A 14,377-nucleotide genomic window follows, 5' to 3' on the forward strand; every position below is an offset into this window, starting at 1 on the left:
GGCTTCTTTATTTATTAGTTCTGCATAACAAAATCTTTATCAATTTTCACGTTTTCGTCATCGAACACACGCAGAATTTGATATTTCGTGTTCCGCTGCGCAGGAATTTTGCCCGCTTGGCGAATGATGTCCAGCGTTGAAGTAACGTTGACTTTATGCGTCGTACCCGCCGCGGATACCACGTTTTCTTCAATCATCGTAGAACCGAAATCGTTGCAGCCATAGCTCAAAGTCTGTTTACCCACTTCAGGTCCCATTGTAACCCAAGAAGATTGGAAGTTCGGTACATTGTCGAGCATAATCCGGCTAATTGCCAATGTTTTCAAGTATTCTTCAGGCGTTACTTTCTCCGCCTTCATGTTCGTATTATCCGGTTGGAACGTCCACGGAATGAACGCAAGGAAACCAGGCGTATTCAGGTTCTGCATCAATACGTCGTCTTGTGCATCTCGGATACGCAGCATGTGAAGCGCGCGCTCCTCCATCGACTCCCCAAAACCGATTACCATGGTACCTGTTGTGTGCATACCAATTCTGTGAGCGGTTTGCATGACGTCCATCCAGTCGCGCCATGAACCTTTAAGCCTGCTGATTTTGCGTCTAGTACGGTCATCCAAAATTTCGGCGCCACCGCCAGGCAAGGAATCCAGTCCGGCTTCATGCAATTGGCGAACAACCTCTTCTAAGGATAAGCCGTCTGAAACGTCTTTCATTTTCATAATTTCCGCTGGTGAGAAAGAATGCATTGTAATGTCAAAACGCTTCTTAATCTCACGAAGAATGTTCGTGTAATAGCTGAACGGCAAGTTCGGGTTGGTACCGCCTTGCATCAAGATCTCCGTACCATTCACATCCAGCGTCTCTTGAATCTTCTGGAAAATCGTCTCGTCCGGCAAAACATATCCTTCAGCTGAACCAGGAGCACGATAAAACGCACAGAATCTGCAGTATACATCACAAATGTTTGTATAGTTGATGTTCCGGCCAATAACGAATGTAGTAATCGGGTCCGGATGCCATTTCTTCATAATTTGATTCGCGGTATCGCCAATTTTCTCTATTTGATCGGATTCGAACAGTGTAATGCATTCTTCTACATCAATTCGGCCGCCTGATTGTGCTTTATTTAAAATACGATCGATCGGTTTCACAGCTCTTCACTCCTTTAATTTCTGATGGCTCGTATCCATTTATCGTACCATACTCATGCCAAAAAAGCAGCAAATTGCTGCTTTTCATAAGTAGGAACCTTTTTCAAATATGACTATTCTGGGAATTCCGGAACGTTTAACCGCGAAGCGCTTGCTCCAGATCCTCAATGATGTCCTCGATGTCTTCCAGGCCAACCGAATACCGGACAAGACCGTCGGTAATGCCTCGCTGCAGGCGAACTTCCTTCGGCATTGCGGCATGAGACATCATAGCCGGATATGACAAAATGCTTTCTACAGCGCCTAGAGAAACGGCTACCAACGGAATACGCACTTTGCTCAGCATCTTTTTAGCCTTTTCACCGGAGCCAACATCAAAGGAAACAACGGCCCCATAACCAAGGGACTGCTTTTCATGAATCTCTCTACGCGGATGGTTCGGAAGACCCGGGTAATACACGACCTCAACGTCAGGCTGTTCAGACAGCCATTGTGCCAATCTTTGCGCGCTTTTCTCCGACACTTCCATACGGGCTTTCAAAGTTTTCATTCCGCGGATGAGCAGCCATGAATCTTGAATGCCAAGAACATTGCCTAATCCGTTCTGGATCTGCTTCATTCTGCGGCCTAAGCTGTCATTCGCAACTACGGCAAGTCCAGCCAGGACGTCACTGTGTCCGCCCAGGAATTTGGTTGCGCTGTGGAGAACGATATCAATTCCTAGTTCGATCGGACGTTGATGATACGGTGTCATGAATGTATTGTCCAACATCGTCAGCAAATCGTGCTCTTTGGCAAAAGCAGCTACTTCCGCGATGTCGGTAATTTTAAGCGTCGGATTCGAAGGCGTCTCCAGAAACACTGCTTTTGTGTTAGAACGCAGCGCTGCACGAACTTGGGCGATATCCGTCATATCAACAAAGGTTGATTCGACACCCATCCGATTCATGATCGTAGTAAGCAAGCGGTATGTACCACCGTACACGTCTTCGGTCACAATCACATGATCTCCTTGTGAAAGAAGCATGAAGGCCGAGGAAATCGCGGCCATGCCGGAAGCAAAAGCGAAGCCGCGCGTTCCTCCTTCGAGTAGGGCAATGTAGTCTTCCAGAGCTTGACGGGTTGGGTTCCCGGAACGCGTATAATCATACTCCGGAGAAACTTCCAAGTCAGCTTGATGGAAAGTTGACGCTTGATACAAAGGAACGCTGGAAGCGCCTGTTACTTCATCAATCTCAGCGCCAAAATGTATGAGTTTAGTAGCGAATTTGCCGTGCGGCTTGCGTTTATCGTTCGGTGAATGGCTCATTACAGGGATTCTCCTTCTAATTCTGCTTGTGCTTGGCTAAGCGCATTCGCCAAATCAGCGATAAGGTCATCCTGATGCTCGATGCCGACAGAGAAGCGCAGAAGGCGATCATCCACACCGATTTGCTGGCGAATTTCAAGCGGGATATCCGCATGTGTTTGTACAGCCGGATATGTCATCAGCGATTCGACGCCGCCCAAGCTCTCGGCGAAGGCGATAAGCTGAATGTGACGCAGAATCGGCTCAACCAGTCTGGCGTCTTTCACTTTGAAGGAGAAAATCCCTGTGTTTCCGCTCGATTGTTTGTTCTGAATGGCATGACCTGGATGAGATTCCAGTGCCGGGTAGTAAACATCACTGATGAGCGGGTGCTCCAGCAGGAAGTTTGCGATGGCTGTTGCATTTTGTTCATGACGCTCCATACGAAGCGCCAGCGTCTTCATACCTCTCATCAAAAGCCAGCTGTCTTGCGGCCCAAGCACGGCTCCAATCGAATTGTGAAGGAAGGCCATTTGCTCTGAAAGCTCCTTGCCCTTGGTCACAATCAAACCGGCAAGCACGTCGTTGTGTCCTCCCAAATATTTGGTCGCGCTGTGAACGACAATGTCTGCTCCCAGTTCTAGGGGGCGCTGTAAATAAGGAGTTAAAAGCGTGTTATCGACAATGGACACGATGCCTTTCTTACGGGCCCATGTACATACAAGCTCGATATCTGTAATCATCATGAGTGGATTCGTCGGCGTCTCAATGATCAGCCCTTTGGTATTTGGGCGGTAAGCAGTTTCCAAACCGTCCAAATCGTTCGTATCTACATACGTAGCCGTTACACCGAAGCGCGACATGATTTTCTCGAGCAGACGGTACGTACCGCCATATAAATCCAAGGAAACAATCAAGTGATCGCCTTGGCTAAAGTAGGCAAAAACCGTTTGCAGGGCTGCCATGCCGGATGAACATGCGAAACCCGCATCTCCGGATTCCAATTGCGCGATCGCATCCTCAAGCACTTTACGAGTTGGGCTTTTGGTACGCGCGTAGTCAAATCCGGTGCTTTGGCCGAGCTTCGGGTGACGGAAAGCAGTAGCTTGATAAACAGGGAAGCTGACAGCTCCGGTTACAGGTTCTTCGATGGAGCCAATTTGGGCGAGACGACTTTCGATTTTCAACAAAGGGAGTTCCTCCTCATGATTTGGGTTCGAATTAAAGTGACGCACTTGCCAGGCTTTCATTGATATTAGCGGTAAGCTCAAAAGGCGTTTCTTGGTACACATAATAGTTCAACCAATTGGAGAACAGCAGGTTCGCATGAGCTCTCCAAGTGTTATAAGGCTGCCGGCTAGGATCATTGTTGGGGTAATAATTTTTGGGGATATCAATAGGAAGTCCCTTGCTCACATCCCGATCGTATTCCCATTTCAATGAATTCGCGTCATATTCGGAATGTCCTGTTACGAAGATATGCTTGCCATCACGTGTTGCCGCGATATAGACACCGGATTCCTCTGATTCGGATAAAATCTCCAGGTCCGGACATCGCTCAATGTCATCACGACGAACGTCTGTGTGGCGCGATTGCGGCACGTGGAAAATTTCATCAAAACCGCGAAGCAGCTTCGTATTCGGCACCTCTACCGTGTGCGGGAATACACCGAAAATTTTGTTGTCCAGCGCAAATTTACGAACCCCGAAGTGATGATACAAGCCCGCTTGGGCTGCCCAGCAAATATGCAAGGTTGAAGTGACGTTTTCTTTGCTCCAATTCAGGATTTGCGTCAACTCCTCCCAGTAATTCACATCTTCAAACTCCATCTGTTCAACTGGGGCGCCTGTAATAATCATGCCGTCCAGCTTTTCTTCTTTAATATCGTCAAAAGTTTTATAGAACATCTCCAGGTGTTCAACGGAGGTGTTCTTAGAAGTATGAGTTTTCGGATGCAGAAGAACGAATTCCACCTGCAGCGGCGTATTCCCGATCAAGCGCAGCAATTGCGTCTCGGTCGTTTCTTTAGTAGGCATCAAATTTAACAAAGCAATGCGAAGTGGACGTATATCCTGGTGATACGCGACAGATTCGTCCATGGTGAAGATGTTCTCTTGGTTTAAAATTTCTTTGGCAGGCAGGTTGTCAGGAATCTTGATCGGCATCCTGTTCACTCCTCTTCATGGTTTATTTTGGGTGTATGAAAATGCAAAAATGGCCTTCTCTGGAATCAGAGAAAGGCCATGGAATGTCACTGTCAATGTCCTTCTCTTATCTCCCAGATTCGCTTTCTACAAGCGGTTCCGCAAGAATTAGCACCGTGCATCCCTTTGCTTGCAAAGGTTTGTCGGTTGCCGGGTGTCATAGGGCTAGTCCCTCCACCTACTCTTGATAAGAAAATGAAACGTATGCGATTAAAATCATCATACTATAAAATAAAGTAAAGTCAAGACATTAACCGATCCTGACAACCTGCAAAACAAAGAAATTGCATCAGGCTGTCCATCTATGGTAATATTGATACGAAATGTATCGTGATTTGGTGTTTAAATAACGCGAAACAGGGTTAAATAAATATCAAACTGATTACATTATCTAACGATTAAAGGGGGTCCATTATGTCCGCACCATCTTCGGATAACTTCTCTGCTTTCGCTTCATTAAATCGATATTTCGCTTTAATTGAAACATCGAAGCCAACCAGGCAACAAGCTGAGGATGCCGCTGCCTTATTATGCCGAGTCTATGGAGCAGAGAGTGAAGAAGATCTGCTGCTCCGAGGCAATCCTGAACTGATTGATATTTATCAAGAAATGAAAGGCAAGATCTTGAAAGCCGCCATGTAATTCATGGCGGTTTTTTTTGACACCGAACAAGCCCTGAATCCATAGAGTATCTAGAGCGCATTCTTACTTGTGGCGCCAAACTTTTTGGCTTGAAACAGGGTATATGAAGGGTTATACTAGACAAGTATTATTCGACACGGACGCAAAAGGGGGGCATACGTTTGGACGGGGAACCGAGGAGTAGCACCTGCAAGTTTTGTAAATTTTATAGTGTAGGAATGCAGTCGGTTATTCCATCATTCGTAGTCTCGCGCACATGATGAACGTAACCGGCTGATTCCATGCAAAGGGGTGGATCAGATGAAAACACGGTGGGTTCAGAATGGCATTTTCACATTGGTCGAAGACGTGTCTGTCGCACTAACACCTCCAGAACAAGGCTTTTATTGGATTGATGCAGGAATCGAGGATTTAGAACTTCTTCAGCCTTTATTCCATCTACATGATTTGGCCGTGGAGGACTGCTTGAGCGAAGAGGAACAGCGTCCTAAGATTGAATTTTATGATTCGCATTATTTTATCGTTATAAATAGCATTCGTTTTGATGATGAGGAAATTTTCCTTCGTGGACTTAATCTATTTCTTAGCAAACATGTCATTATTACCGTTACTAGGCAAAAAATTAATGAACTTCGCGCTTTAAAGCCGTTTCTCTGGGAAGAGGAGGTCAACAGCGCCGACCGTTTCCTATACCATCTAGTCGATCTTGTCGTCGATAATTACGTTGCGGTTGGTGACCGTATCGAGGCCAAGATTGAAAAGCTGGAAGAAGATATTTTGGTAGCGACCAAAAAATCTCATTTGAATGAAATCATCGGACTTCGTTCGGAAATTCTCTGGCTCAAAAAAGTGCTTGTTCCACAACGTGATGTGATCGGTACGCTTGGCAAGAAGGATCTCAGGTTGATTGACCACCAGCTCCAGAAATATTTTGGCGACATTTATGAGAATGCCGTCAAAATTGTGGATACGTTCGATACGCTCCGCGATCTGATGGGGAACTTACGAGAAGCATATCAATCCAGCCTGGCGAACCGCGCGAATGATATCATGCGTGTTTTTACCGCGCTGACAACTATTTTCATGCCGTTGACGTTCATTACAGGAGTGTTCGGAATGAACTTTGATAACATTCTAGGGCTCCATGTCGCTCATGGCGATGAGTTCGTCTTAGCGTTTATGGGTGTGCTAGGCATTGCCATGTATATTTTATTCCGTAAAAAAGAATGGCTATAATAGAAGGAAGGGCTTCTTGAAGCAGCATATCGCTGTTCAAGAGGCCCTTTTTTTAGGCGATGACTACACCCGTTTGATTTTCACAAACTTTCGTTTGCCTACTTGAACAATATCGCCATCCTGCGGCTGGAATAACTCATGGATATTCAATATCTTCGTTTCATTGATTTTCACCGCGCCTTGCTCAATACTGCGTCTTGCCTCTGCGTTGGAAGCCTGCAGCCTCATAGCTACAAGCAGCTTAATAATGGAGATCTGGCCAGCATCGAGCAGTTCCTCGCTGATCTGCATTTCTTCGATATCCTCCGGCAGTGCTCTCTTCTGAAAGACTGTAATGAAATGCTGCTCTGCCTCTTGAGCTGCTTCCGCGCCATGATACATACGCACATATTCCTTCGCCAGCCTCATCTTGGCATCCCTTGGATGGATGGAGTCCGCTTCCAGTCTCTCCTTCAACTCCTGAAGCTCTTCGCTTGAGATCGCAGTCGTTAGCTCATAATATTTCAGCATAAGAGAATCCGGGATCGACATCGTTTTGCCGAAAATTTCATTCGCGGCCTCATCGATACCGATGTAATTTTTCAAGCTTTTGCTCATCTTCTGCGTGCCATCCAGCCCTTCGAGCAGCGGCATCAGAATAGCCACTTGGCCATCTTTCATCTCATAGGCGCCTTGCAGCGTGCGTCCCATCAGAATATTAAATGTCTGATCCGTACCCCCAAGCTCAATGTCGGTCTCCAGTGCAACGGAATCGTAGCCTTGCATTAACGGGTAGAAAAATTCATGCACATGAATCGGCTGATTGGCCGCGTATCTTTTGGCGAAATCGTCCCGCTCCAGCATCCTCGCCACCGTTACTTTGCCCGCCAGCTTCAGCACATCATCAAATTTCAGTTCACCCAGCCAACTAGAATTGTAGTAAAAGGTTGTTTTCGTAAAATCCAAAATTTTGGATAGCTGTGTCTGGTACGTTTGGGCATTATGCTGCACATCCTCTTCTGTCAGCTGCTTGCGCGTTTCCGACTTCCCCGTTGGATCGCCAATACGCCCTGTGAAATCTCCGATGATCAGCTGAACTTCATGGCCTAACTCTTGAAATTGGCGAAGCTTTTGCAAGACAACCGTGTGCCCAATATGAATATCAGGCGCAGATGGATCTAAGCCCAATTTCACTTTCAACGGTTTTCCCGTTACAATTGCCCGGGTAATTTTCTGTTTCAGTGCATCCTCTGGTATAATCTCAGCCGCACCACGTTTAATGATTTGCAGTTGGCGCTCGACTTCCTGCCTTTGTGCATCGGTTAATTCGATCCCTGTCATCTTGCAATCCCTCCTCATCATTATGAAAAAACAAAAAGACAACCAAATCGTCCACAAAGGGACGAGACGGTTGTCTCGCGGTACCACCCTAATTAAAGGGAAGGATCTGCGACTCTCATTCGCAGCCTTCTCTTTCACTTAGTCATTGTAACGGCATAGGATGCCGGGTATAAGCTACTGATGCTCTCAAACGGAGCATGTTCCCTCAACCAACTCGGAACGGTAATTCGGAGTCATGCTTGCATCGGTTTGCACCTTCCACCGACTCTCTGCAGCAGCGGCATTACTCCTACTAAGGGCATAACCCCAGTTCGTCATCGCTTTGATTGCTATTAAGATTATTGACCATTTAATCATATCTGCCTCAGCTCTGTCAATACTAGCTTGCAGCTTGCGCGCTCATGCTTTCCTTGTCCTTGCGAAAACGCAATCGCAGCAATCGCAGCCATTCATATGCGCGGTCGAGCTCTTTGCCTTTCAGTTCTTCCGTACCGCCCATACGCTGAAGAACCGGCTTCAGATAACGGTCGCCTTCGGATTCAAAAGCGTTCCATGCTTTGATCTGTTCCTCCTCCGGGACCGAAGCCAGTTCTGCTTCCACCAGCAGATCCATATCATAGCCTTCGCGGTCCAGTTCCTCTACCCACAGCAAGAGCTCTCTGCGCGGCATCGTCAAATCGGTTTGGAGATCAGCCAAGCTGCCTCCGCGAGCCGTAATCTCGAGCAGCTTGCGTTTGCTAACCTCGCGATCCAGCTCCATGCGCAGCTTCTGCTCCTTCTGAGCGAGGAGCCATGACTCAAACTTGACGATATCGACGCTCTTGGCAACCCAATCCAGCGGAAAACCATTCGAACGCGTATACTCCGCAGTAATTTTTAAAATATCCCCTGCATACATATTGGTCTTCTGCTCACCAAAGCCAGGGATTTGCTGAAGTTCTTCCTTGCTTTGGGGTAAGAAAACAGATATCATGCGCAGTACCCGATTCGTTGCGAGAATATACGGTGCTTTGCCTTCACGCGAGGCTTGTTCGCGTCTCCATGCACGAAGCTGTTCGTACACTTCTTCGCTTGGGTTTTCTTCGCAATAATAAGTCAGCATCTGCGTCATTCTCGCTTTGCCAGACAGCACTTGGGCGGATTCCAGCTCCGAGCTCACGATAGGACGGAAACCGCTGCGAAACTTCTCGCGTAAACCATGACGGAAGGTGCTTAACATCTCATCCCAACTCATCCCTTGGTACCACTGATCTTGCTGCAGCTTGCCCACGCTGTCGGGCTCGTTCCAGAACACATTCCACACGCCTTGCTCTTCAGCAATCGATACCTGCGCAGATAATACGCGATGATCCCCCGTTTCTTTCTCCAATGTGTTCAAAAAAACAATGTTCATACTTACCTCCTCCAAACATTTACGAAAATGGGTTAAGAAAAACGAAAAAGCACCTCTTCAGCTAGGCTGAAAAGGTGCTTCCCTTTTTCTAATATCCAAATCATACCATGTTTGTAAGATGGGCGCAACCTATGTTTTGTTGACAAGCCTATTTCGGTTATAATGAAAGACATACCAGAATGAAAAGAGGGCCCTTATGTCTGATTATGACTTTTTATACGACCATCAAGAAGAGACGACAACGCGTTTTGTATGCTTCGTCGGCAATGCGCTGCACCGTTTTGACCTTGCGATCATGACAACAACCCGTTATTACGGCAAAAAACTTGTCATTGATTTACAATCAGGACGCAGTGCGGTAATTGGTCCGGATGACTTGGCCGAAGAGGGATACCTCGAGTACGCCTTCAAGCTCAATGAAGAACAAGCATTGGAACTGAATGGATTTTTATCGCAAATTATCGGTTCCATTCATTTCACGGATATTTAACGGATCAGCGGGGGACACTGGAAAAAGCATGCGCAACCCAGATGAGGAGGCATTTTCCATGAGTGTTGAAGAGTCCGCGAAAGATAAGTATACCGAAACAAAGGGGTTCATACCCGAGCAGCGAGATGTATACACTGATTTGGAGACGGTCGAATCTCAGCGAAACGACCTGATTCCCGAGGAATTTCCCGAAGGCCCTTATGGCACAAGCCTAAACACGGAATCGCTGGGAAAAAGCACGCCTTGGCGTAAAGATCAGCGCCCGCCGAACCGGTTTTCCTATGAAAACCATGAGCTGCACGAAGGGCTCAAACGGGATTATCCTGGCGCAGATGATAACCGGAATGAACCTTCGAATCAAGAATAAGAAAGAGGCAATCTTCAAGCAGATTAAAACGCTTGAGGATTGCCTCTTCTTTTATTATTTACCGAGCAGCTCCAAATGTCTGCCAATATGATGACGCAAACCTTCAGCGAATACGTCTTCCTGCTCCGTCATCGTCCGGAAGAACTCTTCAGCAAATTGCTTGCTGCCATCGGCATTTTTGGCTTGCAGCAGCAGACCGTATGTGATGTGCAGCAATTGGCGCGCATTGTTTTCTTCCATGTAGTTTGGCAGATCGGCATCCGCGACTTCAGCAAGTGGAACGATGGCATTGATGTCCGTCGTCACGTGATAATAAGCTGTCGCTTCTGTGAAATGATCCAAAGCAAATTGATGCATGCGGCGATACAGGGATGGGTTTACTTTTGCTACAACACGTACCGCTTCGAGCCAATTTGTACCTGCCGTTTTGATATGGAACAAACCTTTTGTGTATTGTCCGATTAGCGGGAACACACTGAACTTGTCGCTACCGGAGTGAATGCTCAGCTTGTATTCAAAATGCACAGCAATCGCTGCATGGCTCGCCAGCTCACGCTCAAATTGCGCGATATCGCCGATGTAGTCGATCCCTTTTTGGAATTCTCCGCAGAAGCGCGGCGCCATGCTGAAAATGGTAACCCCACGGTCACGAAGCTCGTTCGCTACCAAATAGTGGGCTTCAGGTGATGTCGGTGTAGCCGTCTCATCAATCGAAATTTCAAAATCAACCGCACGATCCAAAGTTGCGATATATTTGCGGTAAATAGCTTCCATGAAATTAATGGCTGCGTCGTAGATGAGCACATCTTTTTGGAGCGCTTCGCGCGTGTAGTTAAGTGCTGCACCTGGTACATTAGCAGGTGTCTCCAAGTAACGTTTCTCATAGTGCTCACGCAAGCCTGCTGGCAAAACTGCATACTTAACTGCAACCTCATCTGCCGACAATGTTTCAATCGTGTTGTCGATGTTCTCGGAGCAATCGAGCGTCAGCATCGTAAAGCCAAGACGCAGTGCATACTCGATGTCTTCCTCTTTCTTCAAATGGTCGCCGTCTGCGCCATAGCCATCTTTGTAGCCTTCTTGGAAAACCGCGTAAGCCGCCGCGTCCAAAACGTCTTCATACGTTCTGCCTGTAAGCGCAAGCTCACGAATACTTTGCTGCGCCAATACGGGACGGATATCTTTGCCGCGAATCGTTTGAATATGTCCAGGGCTTGCAATACCAAGACGATCGCCCAGACCCATCGTAGCTACCTGCGTGCCAAATGCTTGCGGGGCCGTATAAGGCAAGAATTGATTCAATGTCAAACGATTCTCGTGCGTTAATGGAGCAACTTTCGCGCCATCCACAACTTCTCCGTTTAATTGATTGAACAAATCACTCTCACCAACCGCAACTAGCCGCTTTCCAGCCTCGGTACGTACCATAACAACTGAAGTATTTCCAATTTGTGTAAAAGATGAACCATATACTTTAACGCCTGGCGCTGATAACGTTGATGTGTTTCCTGATTTGATTGCGTCTATAAGCTCTTTCATTCCTTGTGTTCCTCCCTTATTTTGCAAACGTTTGCTATTTTCTTATAGCTTAATCATATCGCAAGTTAGGAGCGTTTTCTCTTCATCTATTCCTATTTTCAAGGAAAACTATTCATATTTTTCACTGTGCTTATGTTATACTTTCATTACAACAACTTGAACAAAAGGAGTACTCAGATGCCCAGCACCGTCACCTTCGGCAATGAGGATGAAGGCCCATTTTATATTCAACATATACATCGTAATGGATCGTTCGAGAGAACACAGCACATGCATGATATGTATGAGCTCTATTATTTGTATGAAGGTGAGCGCATGTATTTCATTCGGGACCGCTCGTATCTCATCCTTCCGGGAGACCTGGTGCTCATTAATCGGCGCGAGCTTCACGCTACTTCGGATTCCGATAAGCTTGGGCATGCGCGTGTCGTGATGAATTTCAGCGATCACTTCCTGGAAAGCATGAAATCCGATGCTCCTTACCTGCTCGATGCGTTCACGCATGCTGCTCCTGTGCTTAGGCTCGATCTCCCGACCCGTCGATTTGTCGAAGACATTCTCGGCAAAATGATACATGAAGCGAAAGAACCTCAGCTCGGGCAAACCTTCGCTTTGCGTCATTTTCTGATCGAGCTGCTGCTGTTCACTTCGCGTTTTATTCGCCAGCATCCGGTCACATCACCTGAGCATGTCTCTCCTTTACATCGAAAAATATCGACGATCGTGCGTTACATCAACACCCATTTTGCCGAAGTTTTGCGATTGGAAGAGCTTGCGGAAAGATTTGAAATCAGCCCGGCTTATTTAAGCCGTATGTTCAAGGAAATTACCGGATTTTCACTGGTCGAATATATCAATCTTGTTCGTGTCCAGGAAGCGCAAAGGCTGCTGACCGAGAGCAAAATGAAAGTCATCATAATTGCTGAGCAGGTCGGCTTCGGCTCCTTGGTCCAGTTCGGCCGTGTTTTTCGGCAGATTACCAAAACGACGCCCCTTCGCTACCGGCAATCGGCGATACAATTCTGAGGGAAGTAGCTCATTTCTCGCCAAAATGATAAGAAGCAGCGTTAGGGCTGCTCGTTAAACAGCTTGCTCGCTTTTGCTAGCACGCGCAAAAAGGAGGATGCCGATTCCTATTCGGCACCCTCCCTTTTATATTAACCGATTAACTTGATTAATCCTTTGTACGCAATCTCCTCGAACTTCGCGATCACTTTCTCCCGCTCCATCGCCCAACCGCAGTCCTCAAGCGCACAGGCAACAGGCGCATCCAGACGAATCGTCGCCAAGTCACGCGATAAATGCAGCATCTCCAGCTCCGCTTCGATTTTTGCCCGCACCCCTTTTGGCAGTGACGCCAAATTTTCCAAAATGCCGCCAATATCCTGATACTCGTTCAGCAGCTTTGTCGCTGTTTTCTCGCCAATCCCTTTGACACCTGGGTAGTTATCTGCCGTGTCGCCGGTGAGGCCTTTCAGGTCAATAATCTGCGCAGGAGTCAGACTTTTCTCTTCCATCAGCGTTTCCAGCGTATAAACCATGTAGTTGGAGTGCCCTTTTTTCATAATAATAACTTCCGTGCTCTCATTCACAAGCTGGAGCATATCATGATCTCCGGTCAAAATTTGAACTTTCGTCAGCGGGCTGTATGTACGGGCCAGTGTTCCGATGCAATCGTCAGCTTCATAACCGACAACACCAATGTTCGGAATGTTAAAGCTAGCTGTAACCTCTTTCACTAAATCGAACTGCGGAATTAACTCCTCCGGGGCAGGTCCGCGATTCGCTTTGTATGCTTCAAATTTCTCCGTACGAAATGTTTTACTCCCCATGTCCCAGCAGCATACCACGTGGGAAGGCTTAAAGGTTTGAATCGCATCAAGTAAATATTTCAGAAAGCCGTATACCCCGTTAATCGGCACGCCGGTTTCTGTTCGCATAATATAACCGCTCGATGAAGTCGCGTAATAACCGCGAAATAATAACGCCATCCCGTCAACAAGCAGCACGGAACCAGATGAATTCTCTGACAACATAATCGCTCCTATCCAAATAAATATATGTTCAGTATAGCACGGCATCGCTCTCCCCGGCACAAAAAACCACCATCAGTAAAAGTTACCAATGGCGGTTTACGTCAACTCTATTCCATTTTATCGGCTGGTATGCCACTTAATTTCTTGTATGAACTGCGTGACGGACTCGTGTAGCCTTGTTGAGATTTCATCCTCAAGAATGGCTTGTCCTTGTTCGCCCCAAGTCACCTGTTTATCGAGCACATACACACCTTGCAAAATATTTTGTGCACCCAATGCGGACAGCACCGGTTTAAGCGCGTAGTCGATAGCGAGCAAGTGAGAAAGCGTGCCGCCTACTGCTAAAGGGAGCACAATTTTACTTTCCAGCCCCTTTTGTGGGAGCAGGTCAAGGAAGGCTTTTAACACACCGGTATAGGAGGCTTTGTAAACAGGCGTAGCTACGAAAACAGCATCTGCAGCAGTAACAAGCGCATTCGCGCTCACAATGGCTTCGCTGTCAAACTTGGCGTACAGCAAGTCTTCTGCAGGGATATCGCGCACTTTGATCCAGTCTACGGTAAGACCCGCTTGCACCAATTCATTCTTCGCTACTTCAATAACCCCGTGTAATCGGGATGTGGGGGTTGGACTTCCTGAGATAATGACTACCTTCGCCATTTCGTTCACACTCCATTATGGTTTTTTGATAAAAAAGAGACCCCGCTTCC

At 47.0% G+C, this 14,377-nt stretch carries 14 protein-coding genes, 1 riboswitch and 1 other annotated feature; of the genes, 5 read left to right on the top strand and 9 right to left on the bottom strand.

Features of this window, described 5'->3' with window-relative positions:
• Positions 1 to 14: 14 nt before the first annotated feature.
• From mqnC to metA, 4 genes are all read right to left on the bottom strand, one after another.
• Complete coding sequence (gene mqnC / locus GON05_RS12935) at positions 15 to 1,151, bottom strand: cyclic dehypoxanthinyl futalosine synthase (RefSeq protein ID WP_181646386.1); 1,137 nt, start codon at positions 1,149 to 1,151, stop codon at positions 15 to 17.
• 136 nt (positions 1,152 to 1,287) lie between these two features.
• Complete coding sequence (locus GON05_RS12940; protein WP_157319530.1) at positions 1,288 to 2,460, bottom strand: trans-sulfuration enzyme family protein; 1,173 nt, start codon at positions 2,458 to 2,460, stop codon at positions 1,288 to 1,290.
• Positions 2,460 to 3,626, bottom strand: a complete 1,167-nt coding sequence (locus GON05_RS12945) for an aminotransferase class I/II-fold pyridoxal phosphate-dependent enzyme (RefSeq protein ID WP_276509499.1) — start codon at positions 3,624 to 3,626, stop codon at positions 2,460 to 2,462. Before GON05_RS12945 ends, GON05_RS12940 begins: the two co-directional genes overlap by 1 nt.
• Positions 3,627 to 3,660: 34 nt before the next feature.
• Complete coding sequence (metA, locus tag GON05_RS12950; protein ID WP_157319532.1) at positions 3,661 to 4,605, bottom strand: homoserine O-acetyltransferase MetA; 945 nt, start codon at positions 4,603 to 4,605, stop codon at positions 3,661 to 3,663.
• Between the two features lie 103 nt (positions 4,606 to 4,708).
• Positions 4,709 to 4,838: riboswitch (SAM riboswitch) on the bottom strand.
• Between the two features lie 220 nt (positions 4,839 to 5,058).
• On the opposite strand from metA, the gene GON05_RS12955 reads away from it, so the two are divergent.
• Positions 5,059 to 5,286 (top strand): hypothetical protein, encoded by a 228-nt coding sequence (locus GON05_RS12955; RefSeq protein WP_127457775.1) that lies wholly within the window; start codon positions 5,059 to 5,061, stop codon positions 5,284 to 5,286.
• A gap of 300 nt (positions 5,287 to 5,586) precedes the next feature.
• Positions 5,587 to 6,522, top strand: a complete 936-nt coding sequence (corA, locus tag GON05_RS12960; protein ID WP_127457774.1) for a magnesium/cobalt transporter CorA — start codon at positions 5,587 to 5,589, stop codon at positions 6,520 to 6,522.
• A 63-nt stretch (positions 6,523 to 6,585) separates the two neighbouring features.
• On the opposite strand, the gene tyrS is transcribed toward corA, so the two are convergent.
• Both tyrS and GON05_RS12970 read right to left on the bottom strand, forming a co-directional pair.
• Positions 6,586 to 7,842, bottom strand: coding sequence for a tyrosine--tRNA ligase (gene tyrS, locus GON05_RS12965; protein ID WP_157319533.1), 1,257 nt, complete (start codon positions 7,840 to 7,842; stop codon positions 6,586 to 6,588).
• A 54-nt stretch (positions 7,843 to 7,896) separates the two neighbouring features.
• Positions 7,897 to 8,169: a binding site (T-box leader), on the bottom strand.
• Between the two features lie 52 nt (positions 8,170 to 8,221).
• Entirely contained in the window at positions 8,222 to 9,235 is a 1,014-nt protein-coding gene (locus GON05_RS12970) for an HRDC domain-containing protein (protein ID WP_157319534.1), read from the bottom strand.
• 196 nt (positions 9,236 to 9,431) lie between these two features.
• On the opposite strand from GON05_RS12970, the gene GON05_RS12975 reads away from it, so the two are divergent.
• The gene (locus GON05_RS12975; RefSeq protein WP_127457771.1) at positions 9,432 to 9,725 is read left to right on the top strand and encodes a DUF3055 domain-containing protein; all 294 of its coding nucleotides are present in this window, start codon (positions 9,432 to 9,434) and stop codon (positions 9,723 to 9,725) included.
• A 58-nt stretch (positions 9,726 to 9,783) separates the two neighbouring features.
• Positions 9,784 to 10,092 (top strand): hypothetical protein, encoded by a 309-nt coding sequence (locus GON05_RS12980; RefSeq protein WP_181646387.1) that lies wholly within the window; start codon positions 9,784 to 9,786, stop codon positions 10,090 to 10,092.
• Between the two features lie 54 nt (positions 10,093 to 10,146).
• Here GON05_RS12980 and GON05_RS12985 read toward each other — a convergent pair whose 3' ends face one another.
• Positions 10,147 to 11,631: a tagaturonate epimerase family protein gene (locus tag GON05_RS12985; RefSeq protein WP_157319535.1), complete on the bottom strand. Its 1,485-nt coding sequence runs from the start codon at positions 11,629 to 11,631 to the stop codon at positions 10,147 to 10,149.
• A gap of 177 nt (positions 11,632 to 11,808) precedes the next feature.
• Here GON05_RS12985 and GON05_RS12990 point away from each other — a divergent pair, with 177 nt between their 5' ends.
• Complete coding sequence (locus GON05_RS12990; protein WP_157319536.1) at positions 11,809 to 12,657, top strand: helix-turn-helix domain-containing protein; 849 nt, start codon at positions 11,809 to 11,811, stop codon at positions 12,655 to 12,657.
• Between the two features lie 131 nt (positions 12,658 to 12,788).
• Here the strand turns inward: GON05_RS12990 and GON05_RS12995 are convergent, their stop codons facing one another.
• Both GON05_RS12995 and ssuE read right to left on the bottom strand, forming a co-directional pair.
• Positions 12,789 to 13,667, bottom strand: coding sequence for a 5'-3' exonuclease (locus tag GON05_RS12995; RefSeq protein ID WP_157319537.1), 879 nt, complete (start codon positions 13,665 to 13,667; stop codon positions 12,789 to 12,791).
• Positions 13,668 to 13,784: 117 nt separating this feature from the next.
• Positions 13,785 to 14,327: an NADPH-dependent FMN reductase gene (gene ssuE / locus GON05_RS13000; protein ID WP_157319538.1), complete on the bottom strand. Its 543-nt coding sequence runs from the start codon at positions 14,325 to 14,327 to the stop codon at positions 13,785 to 13,787.
• Between the last annotated feature and the right edge of the window lie 50 nt (positions 14,328 to 14,377).

Origin of the sequence: Paenibacillus anseongensis (genome assembly GCF_009757995.1) — a bacterium.
In the GTDB taxonomy this organism is placed as follows: Bacteria; Bacillota; Bacilli; order Paenibacillales; family NBRC-103111; genus Paenibacillus_E; species Paenibacillus_E chondroitinus.

Excerpts from the sequence above, each read along its gene's own strand:
- GON05_RS12940 (WP_157319530.1), bottom strand. The coding sequence starts at position 2,460 with ATGAGCCATTCACCGAACGATAAACGCAAGCCGCACGGCAAATTCGCT.
- metA (WP_157319532.1), bottom strand. The coding sequence starts at position 4,605 with ATGCCGATCAAGATTCCTGACAACCTGCCTGCCAAAGAAATTTTAAAC.
- GON05_RS12955 (WP_127457775.1), top strand. The coding sequence starts at position 5,059 with ATGTCCGCACCATCTTCGGATAACTTCTCTGCTTTCGCTTCATTAAAT.
- corA (WP_127457774.1), top strand. The coding sequence starts at position 5,587 with ATGAAAACACGGTGGGTTCAGAATGGCATTTTCACATTGGTCGAAGAC.
- tyrS (WP_157319533.1), bottom strand. The coding sequence starts at position 7,842 with ATGACAGGGATCGAATTAACCGATGCACAAAGGCAGGAAGTCGAGCGC.
- GON05_RS12970 (WP_157319534.1), bottom strand. The coding sequence starts at position 9,235 with ATGAACATTGTTTTTTTGAACACATTGGAGAAAGAAACGGGGGATCAT.
- GON05_RS12975 (WP_127457771.1), top strand. The coding sequence starts at position 9,432 with ATGTCTGATTATGACTTTTTATACGACCATCAAGAAGAGACGACAACG.
- GON05_RS12980 (WP_181646387.1), top strand. The coding sequence starts at position 9,784 with ATGAGTGTTGAAGAGTCCGCGAAAGATAAGTATACCGAAACAAAGGGG.
- GON05_RS12985 (WP_157319535.1), bottom strand. The coding sequence starts at position 11,631 with ATGAAAGAGCTTATAGACGCAATCAAATCAGGAAACACATCAACGTTA.
- GON05_RS12990 (WP_157319536.1), top strand. The coding sequence starts at position 11,809 with ATGCCCAGCACCGTCACCTTCGGCAATGAGGATGAAGGCCCATTTTAT.
- GON05_RS12995 (WP_157319537.1), bottom strand. The coding sequence starts at position 13,667 with ATGTTGTCAGAGAATTCATCTGGTTCCGTGCTGCTTGTTGACGGGATG.
- ssuE (WP_157319538.1), bottom strand. The coding sequence starts at position 14,327 with ATGGCGAAGGTAGTCATTATCTCAGGAAGTCCAACCCCCACATCCCGA.